This window comes from Burkholderia sp. JPY481 (genome assembly GCF_038900515.1).
GTDB classification, from domain to species: domain Bacteria; phylum Pseudomonadota; class Gammaproteobacteria; order Burkholderiales; family Burkholderiaceae; genus Paraburkholderia; species Paraburkholderia youngii.
On sequence record NZ_JAYMRT010000037.1, the window covers coordinates 1 to 23,005 of the forward strand.

Sequence of the window (23,005 nt, forward strand, 5' to 3'; positions counted from 1 at the left end):
GAGTTTAATTCAAATGATCTTGGCCCTGAACCGTCTTGACTATCGCAAAGCCGACGTCAAAAAAATATTGGCAGTTTGCGGTGAATACATCACGCATCGTCATGGCGCAGGCTGGTCCTGATAGGACGGTCAAGCCGTAAGCAGGCATGCCAGCGTCAATGCACATATGTCAGCCGTGACCGACGAGCGCGCGTCGCGCATCGGGCGAGTTTCAGAGTACGCCGGCCGTTCGAGTGATGACTGCACGCCTTCGGCGGCAGAAAGTGGCCGGGTGCTGCCAGCCGGCCAACGCTGGCTCCCGGCCGCCGCCGTCGCGCCGGGGAATGCACCAAACCGACCCACAACGGTCAACCATATTCGCCGCAAGCGGTCGTTGATTTCACCTGCTGGCAATGTCGCTCGCGAGCAAACGTGCGAAGGAATAGGTCGTACACAGGTAGAATCAAGCCAGTTCAGAGAGACTTGGTCAGATTGCTTCCCCGTTTGGGGCGCTGCATGACACTTCGCCTTGACGGATGCCAATTGCATACTCGATTTGAGGGGCCCCAAAACATGGACGGAGAGTATCGTTTTGATGTTTTTGGCCGGATCATCGGCGTCGCCTTCGCGAACGGCGCATGGGTGGCTCATCATATCGGGCAAGAGGGCAAGCGTCGTCGCGCCGACTTTGAAATTCCACCATTCGTTATGCCTGACGAGTTGTTGCAATACCTCGATGACCTGTTTCACGAAAACGCGTCCCCCGAGCGTCCGTGCGTCGTGAAATTAAGGCCGCCGTCCGACACGGTCGGCTGAGGCCGACCCACTACGGTCGTCCGAGCCACGGCGAACGGGCGACCGGTTTGGAAATCAATAGACGTTCGGGTGACTCATTAGTCTTCACTCTCATGAAGCAGGATGGCGATTACGTCAATGCTCGCGAACCGATGTTCCGAAATATGGCTATTGCAAAGGCTCGCCATCGGTGACCTCGACCGGCATCGGTCTGCGGTAGCCGTGGGGAGGCTTAAAGAATCCGAAATCTATGCCGATAACCCAAGGGACACACAATTGCCGACGCTCCCATAGCACCGGCGATTTAGGGCGAGGAAGCGACCAAGGATGAAGAACGAGAACAACATGATGAAAAGACGGGCCACATTCGCGCTGGCGTTTCTTGTGCTGGCGCCGCTCACTGCTTGCTCGTCGATGCAATCGACCGTGGCAAACGGTGACGGTGCACGGCTTCATGAATTTGGGCCTTACGTGATCCAGGTTCGCACGCCGTCGGCGACTCTGTCGTCTGTTGTCTATGAGTTTGCAGTTCAACAGTTCAGCAAATCCCTTGATATTGCTGAGCGTGAGCCCGGTAGGGGTGTGATCGAAGTAACGTTCTCGAGCCAGGGCGATAGCGCCTTTATTGGATCTTCAGCCACGTCCTCGGCAAGCCAATCGTACGGCTCAGGCTGGTACACCGGAAACACATACTACGGTTCTGCCTCGGCCATCGGTACAGCGCATACCGTGAGCACCGGCGGCGTGTTCACATGGCAAAACAGCACTCTTCTGGTTGTTGTGCGCGACAGGAACGGTCGACGGCTGTATACGGCGGACTACGATTACAAAGGCGGATGGGAGTTGTCAGGGTGGGTGGTCAATACACCGGAGGAAGCTGCACGTTTATGCGTCGAGCGCGTGCGCGAGCAAATGCTCAAGGATGGCGTCATCTAGCACTGTGCCGTGGAAATAAAACCGCCTATGAAAGCTGAATCGTGAATCCGTCCTGCCCCTTTTGCTGCCTTCCACCAGACCGAATTCTTGGTGAGAACGATAAGGCCATATGGTTTTAAGATGGGTTTCCCGTTTCGCCGGGCCATAGTCTGCTTATCCCTAAACGGCACGTGGCATCGTTTTTTGAAGCTACGGCTGAAGAACGCATAGCACTATTGGCGTTGCTGGATCAGGTCCGCCAGGCAGTTCAGGAAAGCAAGGCCCCTGATGGCTTTAACATCGGCGTCAATGTAGGCGCTGCCGCCGGGCAAACCGTGCCGCACTTGCACATCCACCTGATTCCGCGCTATCTGGGTGACCAGGAAGACCCCTCGGGGTGGAGTGAGAAAGATATTTCTTGAAAAAGCTGTCTATTGGGACAGGAGCTAGAAAAAATATGAAACTTGGTGAAACAGTGGAGGTTTACCTTGATCTGCACTCTTTGGGAGAGAAGGGGCGCTTTCGGTGGATTGTCGAAAAATTCTGCGGCTCACCGTTTGGGAAGAAAGAGCGCTTGAACGGCACTACCGGAAAAGCAGACGCCCAAGCGACGCAGATTCTGTCTCTAAAAAATTGTCAGTTTTATGTCCATCAATACACGGCACAACAAATCCGGGAACGGGGCAAAGACAAGTCACCCCACGCCTGGGTGATCGGGGAATTGGTCGCAGTTGATGCGGTCGATGATGCCATCAAAAATCAGTGCACTTACGAAGTTACGTATAACCCCACGCATCGCAATCTGTTTGACGATATTGGGCACGCCGCTTTTTATACCGCAGGAGACAACAATCCGATTTATGCCTCGGATGTTGCTTACTTTTTCTTCGACGCCACAGTGAAGCGCCTGAGAACCCTCGCTTCTTCTCCGTCCGTGAGACCGGCAAGCTATTACGACAACGACAAGTACCCGGTCATTCCGTCCGCCGAGCCCATACGTCAGTCTTGAGGTGTTTGCGAGCAAGTGGATCCTCGACGCTGCCTGATTACCAGTGCAGGGCTCGATGCTTGCCACCGCCGTACACTAATCGCACCGTGGCTTCGGACCGGTCGCAATTTGAGAGACCGACTGGATGGCCGCTTTGAACGCACGGCCGACGCTTGAATGACCGGTCGACACTCCCGGCAACCGACTCATGCTGGCCGACCGCTGCCCCACGCGGTCGGCTCAAGTCGACCCTGTGCGGTCCTTCGACCCGACGACTCCTCAATGCCCGCTTTCCAGCGGTCCATGGCCATTCGTTTATGCCACGGCACCTGCCGTTCATCTCAAAACTTGTTCGACTCCTCCCCAAGTGCGCGGACTGGGCGCGTGACGGCACGTGCGGGGCAGACATTCAACGGGCGTAAAACAGATGCGATGCGCTGAGTTGTCCCTCGAACGACTATTCGCCGCGTGAAGCTGTCGCCCGAGTGCCCAACAAAAGACAATGACGAATAACGCTTCGTAGTCGAAAACACGCTGCTAAGCGTCGCCGTCCATCGGAAGACAAACCAGCGCTTCATGTGCCGCCTCACCGAAGTGATGCTCCCGGTGCAAGAGCTTCCATCCATAGTCGTACGCATCCGTGGTCCGGAGGGAAAATCGATGAGGCGCGATGTCCACTTTGACGAACTTAATGTGGTCGCCCCCCTGCTGTCGCGCCAAGTCGACGACTGCCTCTAGGCTGGGGGCAGGAAACTTCGCGCCGAGATAAACCGTCTTTATTGCGTCAAGCGGGAAGTCAACGACGTAGATCCTATCGTCGATTTTCCGCGTCAAGTCGAGCGAGCGAACCAATCGCCATTCGCGTTCATAGGACCAGTGCTCTGACTTTGTGGTTAACACTTCGATCATTGTCTCGTGGCGAGGGAGACCTGCGATTTTTTCCTGCTGGTACCGTACCGGACGTAAGATAGAACACTGGCCCGGTTGAACGGTGCTTGTTTTGGGCACCAAAAGTGAGACATCTAGCTCGACACAAACACCGGCATGGTCCTGCGCGTAGTGAGCCCACATAAGCAACTGAAGTGGGTCTTCTGTGAGGGATAGAATCCCAACGTTGTTTCTCCAACGTCGGTATTCGAGAAGGGCATCAATTACGATTGCCGATTCTGCGATTTCACAGGCTCGGTCAAGCTCTATTTCGCTGATCATTGGCGAACCCCGCTTACGGAATGATCGATAGTCCGCAGCAAGGAGGTGCCGATCCAATGTCAGATGGCATTCGTATGGATCATTGAGATGCTCCGGCTGTGTGAATCGCAGGGATGGTTGCCTGAGAACACTGGTCAGTCGATCAACGCTGAAATACTTGTGCAACTTGGGAACGCGAGTCACGGTATACGACACACCGTCTGCTGTAAACTCTGGGATATCTTCGAGTCCCGGTTCTGATTTTTTTCTATCCGGCGCCCGGCGCGTGGGATGCATTTCCGTTGACTCTTCTCTCCTGAACCGCTTTTCTCTTGATTTCTTGCCCATTAACATCCCCATTTTTGTCCGGTGAAACTATAGCAATAGCAAGCCCATTTGTTCTACGCCTAGCGCTCTGCGTAGCCTCTCCGCTGGCCGTATGCGGCGAACAAGATTAGCGGGAGGCGATTGAACAGCCTCCGTCGACCGAATGCTTTCGACGAAGAGGGCTGATAGCGCGAGCGACACGACTAACGCCGGAAGGGCTGCTGCCAGGTGACAGGCGGCCATTCAAATGCCGTTGCAATAGCTCGGGCTAACGGCGGGAATTGGCCGCGATCTGCCACCGGGCAAAAAGACGGCTGCCACGGTAGCACGCCGGGCATGGCGGCCGAGATGGCCCGATGTCAAGCCCAACTCCGTGCAGTAAGATTACGCCCGCGACGATGCCTGCCAAGGGTGACCGGGAGCCTGCCCTGCCGGGGTGTCCGTGCCGGCGGGACAAAGCGTCCTAGTCGAATGCGGGTCACCGTCCTTCTGCAGGAAGCGTGCTACGGTAAGAACGCACGGAATCATCGATCAGTATCCTGGAGATCAGGCAACATGAGCAAAGCCACCATCGAGCAGGTTGTTACCAACTTCATCGGTGACACGACACCGGGCGTGCTGGCTGTCACAGGACCGTGGGGCGTCGGCAAGACCTTCCTGCTCAAGCAGATCATCGACAGCTTCCGCAGCACTAACGGTCTGCGGAAGTACGCGTATGCGTCGACCTTTGGGGTCCAGTCAGTCTCCGAAATCCGCACGACGCTGCTGGCGAAAACCAGAAAGTTGCCGTTCGAGGGCGATGCGATCCGAGGCATGCGGGGCCGGGTCGAAGAGCAGGCGGAGAGACGTAATCTCCGAGCAGCAGTCAATGCCTTAAGGGAAATGATCCCGTGGGGTGGCAAGCATCTTGTGGTCGCACTGGAAGCCATCGCCGGGTCGATGATCGGCGATACCGTTGTGGTGCTGGACGATCTGGAAAGGTCAGGTGGCAACCTGACGATCGAGCAAGTGATGGGCCTCGCTTCCGACCTGAAGGAACAGGGGCGTTGCAAGGTCATCCTGATTTTCAACGAAGACAAGCTAATCGGCGACGCTCGGGTGGCATATGAGAGGCTGGCCGAGAAGGTCGTTGATCAAAAACTGGAGTTTGCGCTTGACGTGCCGGAGGCGATCGACATCGGCCTCGCGAGCGATGCGCCGATGCGAGACTTACTGATTGCCCCGCTCACGGCGCTTGAAGTCAGCAACATCCGGGTCATCAAGAAAGTGGAAGCCGCTGCTCGCATGCTCGATCAGTTGATCGGCGCCCGATCCCAACGCGTGCGCCAACAGACGGCGACGGCAATTGCGGTGTTTGCTTGCTCACTGTATGAGCGTGGCAGGGGCTTTCCGCCGCCGGATGAACTCGTCCGGTACAACCGCTTGACCCATCGGATGGGTCGCGATCGTGCCGGCAGCGAGAATGTAGAAGCGCAGGAATGGATCGGTCTGCTTGAGGCGTGCCAATATTCGGCGACCGACGACTTCGACATGGCGGTACTCGAAGCGATGAAGCGAGGCTACGTCGCAGGCACGGACATCGACGCGCAGGCGCGATCTCTTGACGCCGTGGCTAACCGCGAGCAGCTGGAAAAAATTTTTTCGGACGCGTGGAATCTTTTCCATCAGCGTTTCGATGTGGACGCCGCGACGCTGGCAGCCGCGCTCGCTGATGCTATCAGGCAAAGTGCGCTTGTCATCTCGCCGTTGAACCTGAATGCTACAGTCAAGCTCCTGCGGCAACTCGGCTTCACTGACCGCGCCGATGAAATACTGGAGATGTATATTGAGGCACGACGCGCGACACCGGCAATCTTCGATCTTAATCATGCGGAGATGATGGGCGATATTGATGACCCCCGGACTCGCGCGCGATTCACCGAAGAGTTCACTGCAGCGCGCCCCTCCATGAGTCTGGAATGGGCCGCAGACATGATTATTAAAAATACTGAGTGGGACGACGGCATCCCTGCTGCGTTCATTACAGCGACCATCGATCAGATAATTGCGCTTGTCATGAGCCATCAGGGAGCGAATCTACGGCGCCTGATAACGGGCGTCTTGGGAATGCCTGTGGCCCCGGAAGAACTCGAACCCATTCGACAGAAGATGGTCGAAGCTTTGAAAGTACTGGGACGGCGTTCTGCCGTGGATCGGATGCGAGTGGAGAGATTCGGCGTGCAGATGACGGAATAAGCATTCATCAAGCGAGCAGGTCTCGTTTAATCGAACCGGTCGCAAGTACGGACAACAGCCGGCTTGAAACGGCTCCTTTGGGGCGTCGCGCATCGGGGCCAGTTCCGGAATGGACCAGCCGTTCGAGTGACCATTGCACGGCTCAGGCGAGGGGCAGAAAGTGGCCGGGTCGAGACGCATTCCAGTACCGCGCGGTAGTCTTCGCGTCGATGTAGGCGAGTTTGGCTTAAGCGAACGACCTGCGGGCTAGCAGTTCCTCAGAACAGCCGGTGTAGGCGCAGAGGTGCTCGAAGTCGTCCATCGCGGTATGGCCGTGATCGTTCGGTTCGAGCGGCACTGCTTCGAGAAATTTTCTAGCAGTTCGACAGGTTTCTGGTAGCACATGGCGCGGCCCTCCGGGATCGACATGCATGACGCAGCATCAACAATTCCCGGCGAACACGGTAACTCGAGCGTTGGCTGATCGGTCACGCATGTCAGATCGCCGTGACACCGGGAGCCATTCGCATCATGCGTTGGTTTGTTTGTCCGTAGACGACCCTAGGCAGCCGGTCGAACTCACGATACCGCGATGACCGTTTCCAAACTGCAGCAGCCGCTCGGGCGCGCCGCACTGACCAGTTGGCCCCCCCTGTGGGATTGGATTGCCGCCCACATACAGCCGGAACGGTTCAACCAGCGACCGCAAGAGGGATTCGCCGTTACATTTACGTTGCGGTCCTTTAAAATACCGATACTGACCGGCTCTCACCTTCTTTCATGATTCGAATTGTTTTGGACACAAACATCCTTCACCAAGAAGGACTGTCATCGAGGAACATGCAACTCTTGGCACGCCTCGCGGAATCAGGGGAGCTGAAGGTATATGTGCCAGAAATGGTAAAGAGAGAATTTATAACCAAAAGAATTCAGGATAGCGTCGACAGACTCCAAGAGGCAAAATCAGCTCTTGGCGAAGTAGCGAAGAAGGTCGATCGACATGGCGAGATAAATGACACGATCATCAAGATACATGTCGACTTAGACTCCGTCGGTGCGAGGTTGGCCAATTCGATCGCTACAGATTTTGAAGAATGGGCTAGCGCTTCCAGAGCCACGATTTTGAAATTCGAACCTACCTCTATCGACTCCGTGCTTGATGACTATTTTTATGGTCGAGGAGCCTACCGACGTCCGAAGGCTCGTGACGACATTCCGGACGCGATCATATCCAGTTGCATATGTGCTCTAAGCGAAAAACACGAAAAGACGTTTGTGGCCGTGAAGGATGGCACCCTCCGAAAGCACCTGCAGACGATTAACAATATTGTCGTTAGCGACAGCTTGAGCGATTTCTTTATGATCGCAGACGTCGCCGCGTTAGTGCAAGGCCTCGATGCACGAACAAAGAACGTTGAAGCGACAAAGGCTTTCTTCGCTTCAACGTCGTTCGTAGGGCGTCTATCGGAGTTTCTGTCTTCCGCGGACGAGTTGCTGAGCGACGTGTACGTTGAGGAAGACGGCATCGAGGGAGGGGGCAATCTCGAGGTTGAGGGATTCGGTATCTCTGTTAACTATGCAGAGGCAAACAAGCTCCATAACCTCAGTTGCGGGGACGTTGCCTATATTAATCAAGGGCATTTCTCGATAAATATTGAGTTTTTCACATTTGCTAAAATACATTATTGTGGTCATTATTCTGATTTTAGTAATTTGCCGATTTCCCGTCTTGAACGAGTTGAGGAAGTCTCAATGAATGGCGACGGCATATCAGACCTGAGAGAACGAAGGGAGGTCAAGTTAATTGGTTACGTTGATCTGTTTTTTGATCCAGATTGGACGGCCGACGCATTGGCTATTCATTCACACTACCTGTCAAGTGATCCGCCGCCGATTCGGATCGATCTCAACGTCCAGTCGGCAATCATTCTCTGAATGCCTTCGCGTCCTGCGGGCTAGCAGTTCCTCAGAACAGCCGGTGTAGGCACAGAGGTGCTCGAAGTCGTCCATCGCGGTATGGCGGTGATCGTTCGGTTCGAGCGGCACTGCTTCGAGTAGGTTTTCTAGCAGTTCGACAGGTTCCTGGTAGCACATGACGCGGCCCTCCGGGATCGACATGCATGACGCAGCATCAACAATTCCCGGCGAACATCGCAGCGCTGGGGTACACCATGAATGCGCTGACCCAAGCCTGGCAAGGGTTTGCTGTGAGCTGGCACATATATATAGAATAATCGCTACCAGACCCGCAATCGATCAGCGGCGGCAACTCGAGCGTTGGCTGATCGGCCACGCCTGTCAGATCGCCGCGACACCGGGAGCCATTCGCATCATGCGTTAGTTTGTTTGTCGTAGACGACCCACTTGAGCCGTTCGACTTGGCGCCACCTAGACGGCAGTTCCCAAGGTACATCGGCCACTCGCGCGCCGTTCGCTTACGCGCTGGGCGCATCGCTATCGGTATGATGCTCAGGCTAGCCATTGACGCGGCTACCCCGGTCATGAGTATCAGCCGCGTGAATTCTAGATTCCATCGCACTGCATGAGCGGCTTATTCCACTGGCGCCGGCGCTCAGCGCTTCCCGGACCTTGAGCGCTCGTAGAATCCGACCGCTTTCGGGACGAAGAACGAGATCAAGAGCGCGCCGCTTCTTAGGTGAATCACTGGCGTATCCTAATCCGGGACGACGCAACGGGGGGATCATGAAACTGATTCGTACTGCAGCCGCTATGGCAACCCTACTTCTGGTGGCTCACGCGATCGCCGGGACTGATGCGAGCAGCTTGCAGGTACTCGACGCGCGCATCGCTGACGCAAAGCAGGCGGAGACAGCGGCAAGCAAGGCCGCCGACACTGTTTGCGGCAATGCGGGCTATGCTATGGGACAACGCGACGTAGGGCTGCGCAACAACGCCAATAGTCAATTCGCACAATGCATGGACGCCATGCAAGCGAGCAATGATGCAATCGGCTTTGTCTCGTACCTGTACGAGCAGCGCTCGCATTTGACTGGGCAGCCATTGCCCAAAGAGTATGCGTGCAGAGGCAAGCCTAATCTGGGGGCACCACACCCAGACGCCAAGGGCCACTACACGGTGTGCCCAAAGGACCCAGACGATCACAGCTATAAATTCTGGATCGTTACGCAAGTACGTATGCAAGTTGGCAGCGCCGAGGAAACGTGGAGCGACGGGGGCATCATATCGATGCGCCGCTTCAACAGCGAGCCCGAGTGCCGAGCGGGCATTGCCAAGTACGAAGACTACACGTCGAAGGTTCCATACACCCTTAAGGACGGGGTCATAGTCGGTGATGTGTGCGTCGAAGTGCTCATCCCCGATGCGCGCGAACTGCAGCAGTGAATCGGATAACAATCCTATGCAGCCGGTGATCGTACCCGGGTCCCGTCTCGTGCGATCGGCACACGCATCCCGAATCTCGCCTGGCTGCGTTCGGCAGCAAGCGACCCCAAGCGGTCAGCGGAATGGACTCCGACTCAACGACAGGTAGCGTTCAGCAGTCGCTCACCTGCAGCGGAGATGGCAATGTAAATGTTCCACTCGCGCCGACAGTCCGAACACCGCGCGTGCAACGGCACATCTAACCTGATCCAGAATTTGGGCACATAATGCAGCATAGCTGCGCGTCGATGGCCGCGAAAATGTTTCTTTTTATTGGACCGGTAACCCGGGCTCTGGCAAGTGGGACGGATTGTCCAACCACTTCTACTACATGGGCTGGTGCGAAGGCCGCGCAGCCACTGACCAAGGAAAGAAGGTGAAAAGAGAAGAGATTTCTTCCGAACTCTCCCGGCTAGCGTTCGAATTCTTCTTTCGCTTCTCACGCTTCGAGTTTGCCCTAAAAGAGAACCACTACCTGCAATGCACAACGGTAGGCGCTAAAGCGGAGCCAGGCTGGGGGGCATTCTCCGAGAAATGGCGTGATAACTACGAAGTGTCAGAGGAAGCACGACGGCTTCTGGACGATCCACCCATGCGCCAAGTCGTCGGCCGCGGGCAGGAACTTGAGTGGAAGCCGGTGACGTTCGCTCCAAAATCAGCGGACCTCGATAAGGTCAGTCAGCTCCTGCGTGTCGTCCGCAACAACCTCTTCCATGGTGGCAAGCATGGCGCGCGCGATTGGGATGACCAACAGCGAACCGAGTCACTACTGCGCAGCAGTTTGGCCATCTTGCAACAGTTGGTCGACTTATCTGGGCTGGCCCAAGATTACGAGGGCTTCTATTAGGCTAACAAATGGCGGAAAAGACGGTTCGTCAATATTCGATTGCTGCCCATATTTGCGCCGGCCGCTCCGCTCATCGCAGTTCACATTTGCTTTATTAGCGTCTGCGCGATCCCGGTTATCCCATCGGACCATCGTTCGTTGCTTAGAAATCCATTCGCTCCGGCTGCGCCAAGGCGCATTCCTCGATCGAATTCAGCACGTTGTTCGTCTTTAACTAAGAAAAGCTCGATCATCTGTGCCGCCTTTTTGTGATCGCTCACGACAATGTTCAATGCCGTGACGGCAGCGTTCCCCGACGCGGGCCCTCCGCGTTCCAACCCGACGTGCTGACAACAAACGTCTGAGAACCCATACACGTAGCCACACAGAGCCGCCGCCTGGTCGGGCCGGAAGGGTGCGCGATCCAATTGCACTATAAAGGGGTTCCGTCCGATCACTTCGCCCGCTGTCTTACCCCACTTTTTGCCTTCCTGAATGAGTTTGACCTGCTGGCGACCGAGCTTTCTTGCCTCGAGCGCCTGCTTCAAGCGATTCAGCATAGAAATGACCTGTCATGGTGGTGCTGGGGTGTATTGTGAATGAAGGATTTCGAACTGAGAAGTTTTGCGCATCGCCGATCTCCAGCCTATTGGTTTGTGCCTCGACCCCAACATGCTACGGGGTAACCGACCCGTTGAAGCGCGGAGCCGACGTTTGATTGTCCGTTGCCGTACATCTGCGAACGGCAGGAGGGTCCAGACGCAGTACCGCGCGGTAGTCTTCGCGTCGATGTAGGCGAGTTTGACCCAAGCGAACGACCTGCGGGCTAGCAGTTCCTCAGAACAGTCGGTGTAGGCGCAGAGGCGCTCGAAGTCGTCCATCGCGGTATGGCCGCGATCGATCCAGGAGGGCCGCGCCATGTGCTACCAGAAACCTGTCGACACCATGAAAATCCGCTGACCCAATCCTGGCAAGGGTTTGCTGTGATCTGGCACATATATATAGAATAATCGCTACCAACGTGGTGATGGCGTTCCAGGAGACCGCGACGGGCCTCAATGTCTGGCGCTTCATCGCATGTGACACTGCAATTAAGGGGGTTAAAGATTTTCTTTCTCCCTTTGCCGGCGGCGCTTCGGGGAAGAAAAACGAAAATTCTAACCCCCTGCTGTTCGCCAATTTATCGCAAATTTGATTCCGCATCGTAAGAAATGCGCCGTTGTTGCAGTGCGATATTAGGTAACTGCCTAGTGGCAATCTTATCGAACCAACTAACGTGCGAAATGGTTCATCGCTGCGTTCTCGCCACTTCCCCGGAGACACCCTTATGCCTCTCTCTGACACAGCCACAGGCACTTCAGCGTCCCGTGCAGTACAAAACGCGGAACAGTTGACCCTTCCTGGGCTGACGACGAATAGCCTTGACTATCAAGGTAGCTTGGATGCCGGGAATATCTCTGCACGCCTTGACCGCTTGCCGTCGACACGGACGATTTGGAAGCTGGTTGTTCTGCTGAGCCTTGGGTTTTTCTTTGAACTTTACGATTTGCTTTACACGGGATATGTGGCACCCGGCATCGTGAAGAGCGGGCTTTTGACCCCGACGACTCACGGGATATTTGGTACAAGCGGCATCGCGAGTTTTATTGCCGTCCTGTTTGCGGGACTATTCATCGGTACCATCGCATGTGGTTTTTTAGCCGATCGATTCGGGAGACGTTCGGTTTTCACCTATTCCCTGCTTTGGTACGTTGTTGCAAACGTAATCATGGCATTCCAACATACGGCAGCGGGCCTCAATTTCTGGCGGTTTGTTGCTGGGATCGGGATAGGCGTCGAGCTCGTAACTATTGGCGCTTATATTTCTGAACTTGTTCCAAAACACATTCGCGGCCGCGCGTTCGCGTGCGAGCAGGCGGTTGGTTTCACGGCCGTGCCAGTGGTCGCGTTTCTGTCGTTTCTGCTCGTTCCGCACACGCTGTTCGGTCTCGACGGCTGGCGTTGGGTCGTGCTGATCGGCGCGCATGGCGCACTGTTCGTGTGGTGGATTCGCCGTGAACTGCCGGAGAGCCCGCGCTGGCTCGCGCAACAAGGGCGTCTTGCCGAAGCCGACCGCGTGATGAACGCGCTCGAGGCGAAGGTGCGCAGCGAATACGGCCGGGAGTTGCCGCCGCCGGCGCCGCCGGTGCCGGTTGCGCCACGCGGCAGCTTCCGCGACATGTGGGTGCCACCGTACCGCAAGCGCACGCTGATGATGACGATCTTCAACATCTTCCAGACGGTCGGCTTTTATGGCTTCGCAAACTGGGTGCCGACGCTTCTGATCAAGCAGGGCATCACGATCACGACGAGCCTGATGTATTCAAGCGTGATCGCGCTGGCCGCGCCGATCGGACCGATCATCGGGCTGTTTATCGGCGACCGCTTCGAGCGCAAGACGGTCATCGTCGTGATGGCCGGCGTCAATATCGTGTGCGGGCTGTGGTTCAGCCAGGTCTCGGGCGCGGTGCTGCTCGTGAGCCTTGGTGTATGTCTGACGCTTGCTGGGAACATCATTTCGTACAGTTATCATGCGTATCAGACGGAACTGTTTCCCACCAGCATTCGGGCGCGCGCAGTCGGCTTCGTCTACTCGTGGAGCCGTTTTTCCGCGATTTTTACGGCCTTTCTGATCGCGTTCGTGTTGCGCTACTTCGGGACGAGCGGCGTGTTCGTGTTCATCGCGGGCGCGATGCTGATCGTGATGCTGGCGATTGGGTTGATGGGACCGAAGACGAAAGGGCTCGAACTCGAGAAAATTTCTACATAAAGAGATCGGCTTTGCAGTGGGGGCGCCGCTGTTGAGATACAGATCATGGCTTTGTTCTTCGGTGAGCCCTCGTCGAACAAGCTGAGAAAGCGATAAACCACCAGCAGTTCGGATCGCGCGTAGACGATGTATAGCGAGTTGGCTCCCGCAAATCTTGCGTCCGCAATCTCCCCTAGGTCCTGAACGATCGAACAGTCAAAATGTGCGAGGTGTGAACGCCGGACTAAGTCCGACACGAAGCGACGGCGTCGCGAATTGATCCGTTGAACGAGCGCTTCTCCTATTTGTTCCGTCTGGTCCGCCCAAGCTAGACGAGGCCTTCGGTGGTTTGAAACGCGGGGAGAGTGGAGCCTGCACGTGAGAAATGCGGCGTCGCGGCAGACACGATAAAGTGAGGTTTAGTTCGGTTTTCACTCGTGGCGTGCCTTAGGTACGCCACCGACAACCGGGGCTAAGCACTGAAGCCGCCGACATATATCGTTTGACCTAGAGGCATTCTAAGGGGATCGTCCGGCTTTCAGCAAAAGAGAGGATAGCGCTCGTTGACAGTCCCGAAATCGATATTGAAGCGGCACTCTGTCGGTTACCCGCGGAAAGCGTCGATTACGCTAAAAAAGCATTCACCGCGCCCGAGACCTACGTCAAAAGCTGCCACGCTTCCACTTGGACCGCTTGCGCCAGCGCATCCAAGGTATCCAACGTCACCGAAACGTTCCTGCTTTCAATCCGATAGACGTATTTCCGAGGCAGGCCGGCTGCTTCTGCGACCTCGACCTGTTTCAAACCGAGTTGTCCGCGAAATTTGCTCAAATTTGCGGCGAGTGATTCGTCCAGGTCCCGTTCCGTATAGCCCGCCGATGGCTGGGCTTGGCGCCGCGACAACAAAAGGCACGGGTCGACATTCAAGGAAATTGCAAGTCGATTGACCGTGTCGAGGCGAACGTTCGACGCCTTGACTTCGAGATTGGGCACGGTGTTCTTTCCGAGGCCTGCGGCAATGCTCAGTTCCACCTGCGTCACGCCGAGACGCTTCCGATGGAAACTGATATTTTCTGCAAACAGGTTGCGGGAGGGCGTTGGCTGCATAGCCTTCATTGTTAGTTAATGACTCGCCGGGCGTTACTTAAAATTTTAGGTCGCGGCTAAACTTTATGGCCTTCAAACCTTTAGCTGCGGATATTGTCCGGGCCGGCTTCAAGTAATTGCAAGTTAAATAAATATCGACGTGGCCCTCAAGAGTACTGCTGGCGGGCCTTTAGTCTGTCAAGGTGCGCTGTCGTCTCATTCGCGAGACGGCTACAGGCCACTCGATTGAATGAAGACGTGGCCCATGCTCAACGCTTTCGAGACGAGAGCTGGCAAAGTTTCGCCTGCCAAAAAAAACTAACTATATGTCCACGGCTCCCGTCAGAGCCGACTGCGCACAGACCCTTGAGAGAGACCGTGGCTTTAACTCTAATAATCCTCGTCATCGTCGTCGCCGTGCTGCTGTGGCGATACTCCGTTGCCTCCAAGGCTTTGTCAGCAAGCAAGATGGAGGCTGCCGACCTTGCCGCGCGGCTCGACACCTTGCGAACCGCGAAGGAGGAAAGCGACTCCACCAACACGCAAGCGATTGCCACCTTGCAGGAACAACTGCGGTCAACCACCGCAGACAGGGATTCGCTAGCGAAATTTGTCGACATCCGCGACACGGCGCTCGAAGCCGACCGCATTCGCGCCGAAGCTTCCCAGCTTATGAGCTTTGCTGAAAGCAAGTCCGCTGTTTCGGTGGCAGCCGCCGAGCAAGAGGCGACACGTCTGGTGGCAGATGCGACGGCCGAAGCCAAGTTAAAACGCAGCGAGGCAGAGCAGGTGATTTCGCGCGCCAGTTTGCAAGCAGCGAAAGTATTGAGGATGCCAACGCCCGGGCGGAGGAGATTGGTGGCGACGCTCTGCGAGCAGTCCATGACGCCGACCGCTTGACGGCAACGATTGCCGCGATGAAAAACGTCGTCGAAGGTTACGGCGATTCGTACATGGTTCCCAGTCACAGCCTGCTTGATGACCTTTCCGAGACGTATTCGCATACGGAGGCGGGCAAGCAACTCAAGGGCGATTGCACGTCAGATTGAGGCGGATCCTGAGCTCAGAGACAAATGGTTCAGAGAGCAAAGCGCGTACGAAGCCGCTTTGGAGGGCGACGAGGGCGGTGCCATGACAGCAGACGTCGCGGCCTGAAGCGGGCTGCCGGTGCTCCCAACTTTGGAAACGGTTACCATCAGCTTGAGCTGGGTCGGGAGGGCTTGCGGTCAAATCAAACCTTCGGTTTGCGACTCTAACCACGAGCCTCAAGCTGTGCGACAACTTCATCTTCAGCGGATACAAAATGGCTGAGCCGCAATCGTTGGCTTTTCGGTTACCGTTCGACCTAATCGACGAAGGTCGAGGGCGAGACATTACGGTAAGGAACGCGAACGTCACAATCTCCGTTCCCGATAACTATGTGAGAGAAATGTCGGCTGGAATGGCGCGTTCGTAGGTGCTTGCCATTCAGCGCCTGTTGACTCTGTGTCGCCATAACGCGCCGCACGTGCATTGGCATCACGGAATCGCGAACCTTGCGCTGAAATCGCCGAACATCTTCCCGCTGCTTGCGGTCCTGATTGCTCTCGAGAACGCGACGCACACTATCGACGGACTCGACGAAGCACAAACAGCGGAAGCGATGGAAGGTGCTCGCCGCACCTTGTTCAAGGGGCGACTCCAGGCCGACCTCTTCTCCGATACGCAGGTGGTGATTTGCGCCGATAGCAGAGGTCGAGGTACTCCGCCGGACCTGTATGGTCGCGATGGTCGCCTGATTCAACGCGAGGACATCGAGGCCATCATCCAAGAGCTTGTCACGCTTCAGGCCGCGACGGACGTTTCGACATCGTCTGCGGTTCATTGGAGTTCAGCGCTCGCAACCATCGTCTCCGAACTGTTCGAGAACGCCGATACACATGGAAAGGCGGAGCTATCTGGTCTCCCAATCAGGGAGAACGGTATCCGCGGTTTGCTGCTGAAGCGTACGAAGATTGAGCGCCCCAAGTCAAAAGAGGCGGGAGAGCGTGCGGACAAACCGATTGAGGCATTCGAACTGTCAGTCTTCGACTCAGGTCCAAGCTTTTATGGCTCGTTCACACGAGAGCCGATTACTCCAGACGGTGGATATTGACCGCGAATGGAAGGTCGTTCATTTATGCCTTGAGCGCCACTACGAGCCGGGGCTGACCGATGTACGCCAAGGGCATCGAGGCCTTGGGTTGTATGAAGTACTTCGAGCATTGCTCTTGTTGCGCGGTGCCATCGAGGTTCGCACGGGCCGAGTTTACGGCTACCGGACATTCATGTCAGCTGTACACAACCCTTGCGGCCGGACAGGGGCTTTGCCGGCTGCGAGTACACAAGCCTGACGAGAAGTTTGATAAGACCAGTGACCTTGGCTCGCCGCCTTCCGAGTACGCAAAGACGTCGATCCGGATGAGTGCCGCTGGTATCTCTGCGTTCTACGGAGCTTTCGACCGAGAGACGACAATCCGGGAAACAGCCTCAGGTATTACTGAGCCCGCAGCGGCGACGCTGGGGACGTTCAGAGCACTTCGCGACCTCCGTCTCGTTGACCTCACTAATGTGCCGCACCTGCCAAGCATCTTTGACTCAGAATTCCGTGGTTTGCGGCCAGGGATACGCTTCCTGCGTGGCTTCTTGAACGACTTCACAGCCCCTGTTGTTAAGGATGGTCGTGAGCACATCGATTATGTGCCGACTCAGGTGATCGCCGAGTACCTGCGCTTCATTCATCGAGACCAGGAGGGTCGGCCGATTGACGGCATTCTGTACAACAGGGCACAGCACGAAGGCGCTCAGGCATGTGTGCTTTTCTTTGGACCGGAAGGGGCGTGCGACCCAGGGGAGGAAACGGGCCGAACCGCTCTTGTGCTTGAGTCTGCAGTTAGGCTTGAGCTAGCGCCCGGTCAGCCCAAACACGCTGCGTGAGAGCGTCGACCTTCTCGTTCGTTCCGTGTTCTCAAGAGCGAACATTGCAATCGACCGCAGGTGCCGGCCGCGCATATGGTTGGCACGCGGTGCAAATGACAGCTAGGTATGTTGTATCAACGGGCTGCACGCAGTCGGTATCAATAATGCATTCCTCTTCGATATATGAAAGGTGAAACCTGGTCATATCGACAGGTTCGCCGCACTTCGCGCAAGCCTCAATTGGCCCAATCCCGGGCCTTTTTATCGGGACGCCTTCTCGCGCCATTACGCAACGGCGGCGCGTTGCGAGACAGACCTCAGAGCAATAGCACTCGATGCCCAGCGAATCCCGTATCTCAACTTCGGGGTACCCCGGGCCGAAGATTACACGTTCCCAATCCTTTGAGATTCCGAACATCCGCTTGCTGAACCGTTTGTCGCAGCAGAAACATTCATATATGTCGGACGGGTGTTCCCTCATTTCGGACCTCGCATTTTTCGTCGTGTCACCCTGATCCCGCATCTCGCTGGCATACCTATGGGATTTTGAATCCGGAATCAGACGCGGCATGCTGCAGCCCCATCTTCGACACGCACAACTGGTGGGCGTCGCTTGATGGTCACCATTGGCGCCTCCTAATCGAGTTGGAACGAAGATTTCGACCCCAATTTATTTTGTGGATGGAAATCTGGTATCAGGCGATACGTGTTCAAGTATACAAATAACGGGTATTAATGCAATGACTAGGTTGACGCTATCTCGTGTGCCTTGTCGCAAAGATGCTAGGAAAATCATGAGAGTCTGATATGGTAGACGTTAATTTGTGGTTGACTTCCTTCCACTTTTATTGTGGTATACAAATGAGGCATGAGATGCATAGGCGCGGTGCGGCAGCCAGCGTTCCACAGTGCGTCGCAGCCGACGGTCGGTGGGGCAAGCAGAAGGAAGCGATGATGAGCACCCGGCGAAGTCACGGGAGATTGTGGTTCGCTGACGCGCAACCGACTTGGTGCCTGGTGGTCAGTTGACATGCAATCGACGGGCTAAATCGAGGGGAGTCATAAGATGCTGAGAATAACTGCAGAGTTGCTCCCGTTTGGCAGTTCCGACGGCCGGAAGAGCTTGGGAACCGTCGAAATCGTCAACGTCGCCGGCGATGCCGCGTATGCGTCATACGTAATCCGCGTCTTCGAGAACGGTAGCGATCCTATCGGAGTCGGACGACTCGTCGAATATCCGCGCTTCGCCGGCAGCGTGTGGGACCTTGTCATGCGCGGTATAGCGGTAGTACTCGCTGGCAAAGAGGAATTGCCGCCAAGACCAATACATCCGTGGCGCAGAGAATCCGAAGCGTGACTTTAGTCAAACATAGCGCAATGCTGCTGCGCGGTGACTGTAGTGAACGTTCGGTTGACCCGGCGAAAGCGAGTGCTCGGTCGCGGGGTTCAAGCAAAAAGTCTCAATTAATACCGCGGTCCACAAATGTACCCTGAGATAACACTGATAGCAGTGGTGCTGGTCGGGGCGGCGACATTGGGCTTGTTGATAGGCCGGCTGATTCGTGGCCGGCGGCCCCGGGCAGAAGTCGAGCGGCCGCGTATAGCGCGCAGTGCAGCAAGCCTTCGTGACGCTTTCTGTGAACAGGTTTCGCCGCATACACGCGTGCGGTGCGCTTTTGATGCGAGCTACCTTTGCTGCTGCGAGCTGTCGGAGGCGAAGGGGCTTGCGGTGGACGAATATACGCATCCAAGCGAGAACATAATACGCGTTGGATTGCTAAATATCGACGCACTGTCGGAAGTGGATGATCTTAGGATTCTCGCGGTATGGAGTGCTGAGGGCAATCCATCGCTACCCAGTGTTAGTCTGAAAGATGCGTGCAGGCTTGCTGCGCGCATCCACTCGCGGACGGTCGCCGTCTTCTCGTAGATGTGAACCGGACTAGGCGAGGATGGAACCAACTTGCCTTCGGAACGGAGGTAGAGGTGCTGTCGGGCTCGTGTCGCAATACTGGCGTAAGCATTGCCGCCGACTGCGAACGGCGAGCGTCGCGGGAATGCGAGGAGCGACGAAATGCTGAGGGTTGCCGTGGATGTGTGGCCAGGTGGTCGTGAGTCGGCTCGGCGCGTTATTGGAACTGCGAACATCGGTAGAGTGGGTGATGGTCCATATGCTGACTGCCAGGTTTCCCTCGATGAGGCACTACTCGGAAAGGTGGGCGACACGGCACTTGTGCACAGTTATCCCCGATGGTCTGACAGTGTTTGGGATTTAGTGGGGCGGAGCATAGCTGTTGCGCTCAATCGTGGTAACGAGGAGCTACCTGCGCGTCCGTCGCTTCCAACAGCGCCCGTACATGTGCGAAGCGATGGTGTCCAATACGTGAGAGAAGACGAAATCCCGGAGACAGCACGAACGTTCTTCCAGCGCAACCTTGACGGCTCGGGAATCCCGGACCGTGGATGCGCCTTCGCGCAAGATTGGGAGGAATTCTTGGATGGCTACCGGTAGCTACTGGATGCCAGTGACGGAGCTGTCGCCGCTACCCTTCGTGTCGCCGCAATGTGTGCGCAAAAAACTGCAGCGTAAGGACATTCTGCGACCAGTTAAGGCACCGTGCAGCGATGAATTAAAGGCGAAGTTGTATGCAATGCATGCACGATAAATGGATTGCCGTGGACGCATCGACGACCGTCTACGTACATGCCGGCCGGTACCTGGCACATGACCTTGCGTCGGCGATGCCACTCGTGTGTGTGGGAAGATATATCGCGATAGCAGGCGAGCTGGGCTGGGAGCGCATAGCGCGAGCGCTCCAACATGTCGAGTCCGGTGGTCCTTATCCGATTTGCGACGCGCTGACGATATTTGTCCGTGAGAGCGGTGTGCTCACCACGCGCTTCGACGTCGTCATGACGACGCGTGGTGCCGAGACGACTATCGTGATCAGCGGCCTCCCCAGGTGGACGCTCGTACCTGTCTGCGTCGAGGAGGGTGACGACGTGCTTACAGTTGCCAGGAAGTTGTTCGCAGTTGGGCTGCCTGATGCGCAATGAACGGATAACCTCAGTGCGGAAAGCAAGCGACAACGGACTAGTGTCGGTCGCAGAAGTCGCGAAGATGTTAAACGTGACCCGGCTCTATGTGCGCGAAAAGCTGATGCGCAAGCGGCTCCTGATGCCAGTGTTCAGCTGGCACGGCCGCCATTTTTTGCTACGCGCGAGAGTCGAGGCCTACCACCGAAAGCGCCGAAGACTCGCATTGAGGGCGTTGCGAGAGGGGGCGCGTGTGCAGCAAGAAGCAGGGGCATACACCTTAGGGACACAAGATGACTAAAGGGCCGTTGAAAATTGCGTTTTTCGATGGGGAATTCTTCGGCGATGTTGCAGAATTGACGCACTTGTGCGACGTCGAGGGCGAAGTGACACCGCGTGACAGGGCTCCGTACCATACCCTTGAAGAGGTACTGTGCGTGCTGGACCTGTGTGAGGAAAGGTGCAGCACTCCATCCCCGACTTCGGGCGCCATGACGGTCTTCGTTGGCCGAAAAAAGGGTAGCGAGGTGACGCCGGTCGCACGACTGGATGTGTATGCCAGAAATGGGTACGCAAGCGCGAGCATTGTCGGCCTGGGGCCTCGGACAGACACCTCGTCAGCGTATTTCGGACCAGAGGATGGCGCTGTCGCGATTGTGAGGAAAGTCCTCGCAGCGGATCTCCAGCTATGAAGCATCGAGTTTGGTCGCAAAACGCCGAATGGCGGATACGCGTGCGTCGACGCCGACTGGCCCATCGGGGTGAACTGTTGTCGCCTGCGGAGTTTTGCCGGCGAAAGGGTATTTCTCTTGCGCGACTTCCAGAACTGGAGCGACGCGGCCAAGTGTTTTCGGTCGTGATTGACCGCAAACAGTATCTTCCCGCGATGTTCGCCAATTGCTCGTTCAACCGGAGCCGGCTCGAGAAGCTTTTAAGGCGTCTGCCACCTCGCATGTCACCGATAGCGAAATATCTCTTCTTCGTCGCGCGCCGTGGCTCGCTTGGCGACAAGTCGCCACTGCAATCAACGCGCCGGGGAAAGCAGTACCGCGTCGCTTTGCGCCTGGCTGATGCCGAGGCGGACGAAGTTCGACTGCGGAGGGCGAAGGCTGGCGAAGAGTTCCTTCTCGATTTGATGGTCCGGCGTTCCTTCGGCGCATGCGAGCAACGCACGCTCGCCGAGGAACACCGTATGTCCGTTCGCGCTCCCATTTGAGCCGTCCGGCGCGGTGCAGCGTCGACGACAGCTAACAAGTTGGAACGGTCGTTCCGTAGCGTCGCTCACGGAGAAGTCATCGGCCAAAGTGGTCGTTCGCCGATCAGGTGCTGTGCGGCGGCTGAAGGTCGCTTCACTGCCGTTCACAACGGGTACGGTCAAGGTCGACATTCGCAAACTCGAATGAGTCATTTCGACCCCGTTGGAGTCACTTATACGTCACGCGCGACCGTCCGCTGCTAACCGGGTACCTGACTTCACAGCTTGCCCTGAGTAGCGTAAGTCCGACAGAAGATTCACGTGTTGCATCGCGGATGTTCAACGCCATGTGTTTCTGCCATCACGCGTCGACAATCACTTCGGAACCGCCATAAATTAGCCGCTGACTGTCAAAAGGCATCGGATCTTTATCCGGTTGCAACCGCGGGTCGGCCATTACCGCTTTCATTCCTTCGTCTCGCGACTGATGCGACCGCCAGACAACCCAGGAGAACACCACCGTCTCATCATCCTTGCGCTTGATCGCCATTGGAAACGACGGATTCCCTTGCACCGATAGCCTGCTTTGACCCTACCAACGTACCGCGCAACTGACGGTCGCTGTCGGAAGCGAAGGCCATGATAGCGGGATCTGTTCGCCTCTATAGAGCCACGTCACCATGTTGCGAACTGAAATTGACAATGCGAATTGGCGCGATCGGTCACTGTCGAGGCTAGTGGTGGCTTAGGCGGTTGCGTATCGAATGCAACGTCGCAGCGGATCTCGTCGAACCGACCACCGTGCCTTGACTGTCCACTCAGGACTGGCCTGCGCCATGACGGTGTGTCATGTAGTCACCGCAAACAGCTGCTATCTTTTTCACATTGGCATTGCGATAGTCAAGACGTGTCAGGGCCAAAATCATTTGAATTAGGCTGGCTTCATCATCGAACGGCGGTAATCCGAGAAACCGTTCAGCCATGTCGACCGAAAGCCGCGACAAGTCAGAGCGTTCCCGGGCACCGCAATTGCCACCGTTAGCGCAGAGCCAAAGCAGTACAGATTCGCAGATATGCGCTGGTTCAAGCCATTGCCCCGTTCTTGCACGCGCGATGAGTTGAACCACCACCAGATACGCTAGCAGTTCAGCTCGAGCTTCATCGTCCAGATTGTAGTGCAGGCCCTGCATTTCCATCGCTCCGTTTCCTGTCGCGCCCCTTCGATGAAGCCTCCGATAGACGGGCGGAGTTATCGAGCCGATAATTTAGCGCGCTTTTGCCCTACACGGCGCAACACTGTGTTGCTGATCTGTCCGACAGCGAGCTGGC

Annotated in this window: 20 protein-coding genes and 1 pseudogene; 16 read left to right on the plus strand and 5 right to left on the minus strand. The window is 56.2% G+C overall.

The window, feature by feature from the left end:
* Window positions 1-552: 552 nt before the first annotated feature.
* The 4 genes from VSR82_RS37240 to VSR82_RS37255 all read left to right on the plus strand — a co-directional run bounded on the left by VSR82_RS37240 (window position 553) and on the right by VSR82_RS37255 (window position 2,698).
* A complete protein-coding gene (locus tag VSR82_RS37240; protein ID WP_498858651.1) occupies window positions 553-795 on the plus strand; it encodes a DUF7661 family protein in 243 nt (80 codons plus the stop codon).
* 306 nt (window positions 796-1,101) lie between these two features.
* Window positions 1,102-1,710, plus strand: a complete 609-nt coding sequence (locus VSR82_RS37245; protein WP_498858652.1) for an NUDIX hydrolase — start codon at window positions 1,102-1,104, stop codon at window positions 1,708-1,710.
* Between the two features lie 170 nt (window positions 1,711-1,880).
* Window positions 1,881-2,111, plus strand: a complete 231-nt coding sequence (locus tag VSR82_RS37250) for an HIT family protein (protein WP_498858653.1) — start codon at window positions 1,881-1,883, stop codon at window positions 2,109-2,111.
* 35 nt (window positions 2,112-2,146) lie between these two features.
* Window positions 2,147-2,698, plus strand: a complete 552-nt coding sequence (locus tag VSR82_RS37255; RefSeq protein ID WP_498858654.1) for a L5-gp82 domain-containing phage-derived protein — start codon at window positions 2,147-2,149, stop codon at window positions 2,696-2,698.
* Between the two features lie 516 nt (window positions 2,699-3,214).
* Here the strand turns inward: VSR82_RS37255 and VSR82_RS37260 are convergent.
* Window positions 3,215-4,213 carry a DUF2971 domain-containing protein gene (locus VSR82_RS37260; protein WP_498858655.1) on the minus strand — a complete coding sequence of 333 codons (999 nt, stop codon included), beginning with the start codon at window positions 4,211-4,213 and terminating at the stop codon, window positions 3,215-3,217.
* Between the two features lie 534 nt (window positions 4,214-4,747).
* On the opposite strand from VSR82_RS37260, the gene VSR82_RS37265 reads away from it, so the two are divergent.
* From VSR82_RS37265 to VSR82_RS37280, 4 genes are all read left to right on the plus strand, one after another.
* Window positions 4,748-6,427: a P-loop NTPase fold protein gene (locus VSR82_RS37265; RefSeq protein ID WP_498858656.1), complete on the plus strand. Its 1,680-nt coding sequence runs from the start codon at window positions 4,748-4,750 to the stop codon at window positions 6,425-6,427.
* 759 nt (window positions 6,428-7,186) lie between these two features.
* The gene (locus tag VSR82_RS37270) at window positions 7,187-8,341 is read left to right on the plus strand and encodes a PIN domain-containing protein (protein ID WP_498858657.1); all 1,155 of its coding nucleotides are present in this window, start codon (window positions 7,187-7,189) and stop codon (window positions 8,339-8,341) included.
* Between the two features lie 768 nt (window positions 8,342-9,109).
* Entirely contained in the window at window positions 9,110-9,769 is a 660-nt protein-coding gene (locus VSR82_RS37275; RefSeq protein ID WP_498858658.1) for a hypothetical protein, read from the plus strand.
* A gap of 349 nt (window positions 9,770-10,118) precedes the next feature.
* Window positions 10,119-10,655, plus strand: coding sequence for a hypothetical protein (locus VSR82_RS37280; protein WP_498858659.1), 537 nt, complete (start codon window positions 10,119-10,121; stop codon window positions 10,653-10,655).
* Between the two features lie 80 nt (window positions 10,656-10,735).
* Here the strand turns inward: VSR82_RS37280 and VSR82_RS37285 are convergent, their stop codons facing one another.
* A complete protein-coding gene (locus VSR82_RS37285) occupies window positions 10,736-11,194 on the minus strand; it encodes a hypothetical protein (protein ID WP_498858660.1) in 459 nt (152 codons plus the stop codon).
* Window positions 11,195-11,655: 461 nt separating this feature from the next.
* Here VSR82_RS37285 and VSR82_RS37290 point away from each other — a divergent pair, with 461 nt between their 5' ends.
* Both VSR82_RS37290 and VSR82_RS37295 read left to right on the plus strand, forming a co-directional pair.
* A complete protein-coding gene (locus tag VSR82_RS37290) occupies window positions 11,656-11,829 on the plus strand; it encodes a hypothetical protein (protein ID WP_498858661.1) in 174 nt (57 codons plus the stop codon).
* A 132-nt stretch (window positions 11,830-11,961) separates the two neighbouring features.
* Window positions 11,962-13,443, plus strand: coding sequence for an MFS transporter (locus VSR82_RS37295; protein ID WP_498858675.1), 1,482 nt, complete (start codon window positions 11,962-11,964; stop codon window positions 13,441-13,443).
* A 636-nt stretch (window positions 13,444-14,079) separates the two neighbouring features.
* Here VSR82_RS37295 and VSR82_RS37300 read toward each other — a convergent pair.
* On the minus strand, window positions 14,080-14,538 hold the full coding sequence (locus VSR82_RS37300) for a helix-turn-helix domain-containing protein (RefSeq protein ID WP_498858662.1): 459 nt from the start codon (window positions 14,536-14,538) through the stop codon (window positions 14,080-14,082).
* A gap of 348 nt (window positions 14,539-14,886) precedes the next feature.
* Here VSR82_RS37300 and VSR82_RS37305 point away from each other — a divergent pair, with 348 nt between their 5' ends.
* From VSR82_RS37305 to VSR82_RS37330, 6 genes are all read left to right on the plus strand, one after another.
* Window positions 14,887-15,408: a hypothetical protein gene (locus tag VSR82_RS37305; protein ID WP_498858663.1), complete on the plus strand. Its 522-nt coding sequence runs from the start codon at window positions 14,887-14,889 to the stop codon at window positions 15,406-15,408.
* Window positions 15,409-15,425: 17 nt separating this feature from the next.
* Window positions 15,426-15,557 carry a hypothetical protein gene (locus tag VSR82_RS37310; protein ID WP_498858664.1) on the plus strand — a complete coding sequence of 44 codons (132 nt, stop codon included), beginning with the start codon at window positions 15,426-15,428 and terminating at the stop codon, window positions 15,555-15,557.
* A gap of 407 nt (window positions 15,558-15,964) precedes the next feature.
* Window positions 15,965-16,642 (plus strand): hypothetical protein, encoded by a 678-nt coding sequence (locus tag VSR82_RS37315; protein ID WP_498858665.1) that lies wholly within the window; start codon window positions 15,965-15,967, stop codon window positions 16,640-16,642.
* 59 nt (window positions 16,643-16,701) lie between these two features.
* Window positions 16,702-17,463: an RES family NAD+ phosphorylase gene (locus tag VSR82_RS37320; RefSeq protein WP_498858666.1), complete on the plus strand. Its 762-nt coding sequence runs from the start codon at window positions 16,702-16,704 to the stop codon at window positions 17,461-17,463.
* Between the two features lie 2,628 nt (window positions 17,464-20,091).
* A complete protein-coding gene (locus VSR82_RS37325; protein WP_498858667.1) occupies window positions 20,092-20,502 on the plus strand; it encodes a hypothetical protein in 411 nt (136 codons plus the stop codon).
* A gap of 667 nt (window positions 20,503-21,169) precedes the next feature.
* Window positions 21,170-21,697 carry a hypothetical protein gene (locus tag VSR82_RS37330; RefSeq protein WP_498858668.1) on the plus strand — a complete coding sequence of 176 codons (528 nt, stop codon included), beginning with the start codon at window positions 21,170-21,172 and terminating at the stop codon, window positions 21,695-21,697.
* Window positions 21,698-22,037: 340 nt separating this feature from the next.
* Here the strand turns inward: VSR82_RS37330 and VSR82_RS37335 are convergent.
* Both VSR82_RS37335 and VSR82_RS37340 read right to left on the minus strand, forming a co-directional pair.
* A pseudogene (locus VSR82_RS37335) lies at window positions 22,038-22,235 on the minus strand (DUF1428 domain-containing protein); the annotation flags it as partial.
* Between the two features lie 259 nt (window positions 22,236-22,494).
* Window positions 22,495-22,872 (minus strand): hypothetical protein, encoded by a 378-nt coding sequence (locus VSR82_RS37340; protein ID WP_498858669.1) that lies wholly within the window; start codon window positions 22,870-22,872, stop codon window positions 22,495-22,497.
* Between the last annotated feature and the right edge of the window lie 133 nt (window positions 22,873-23,005).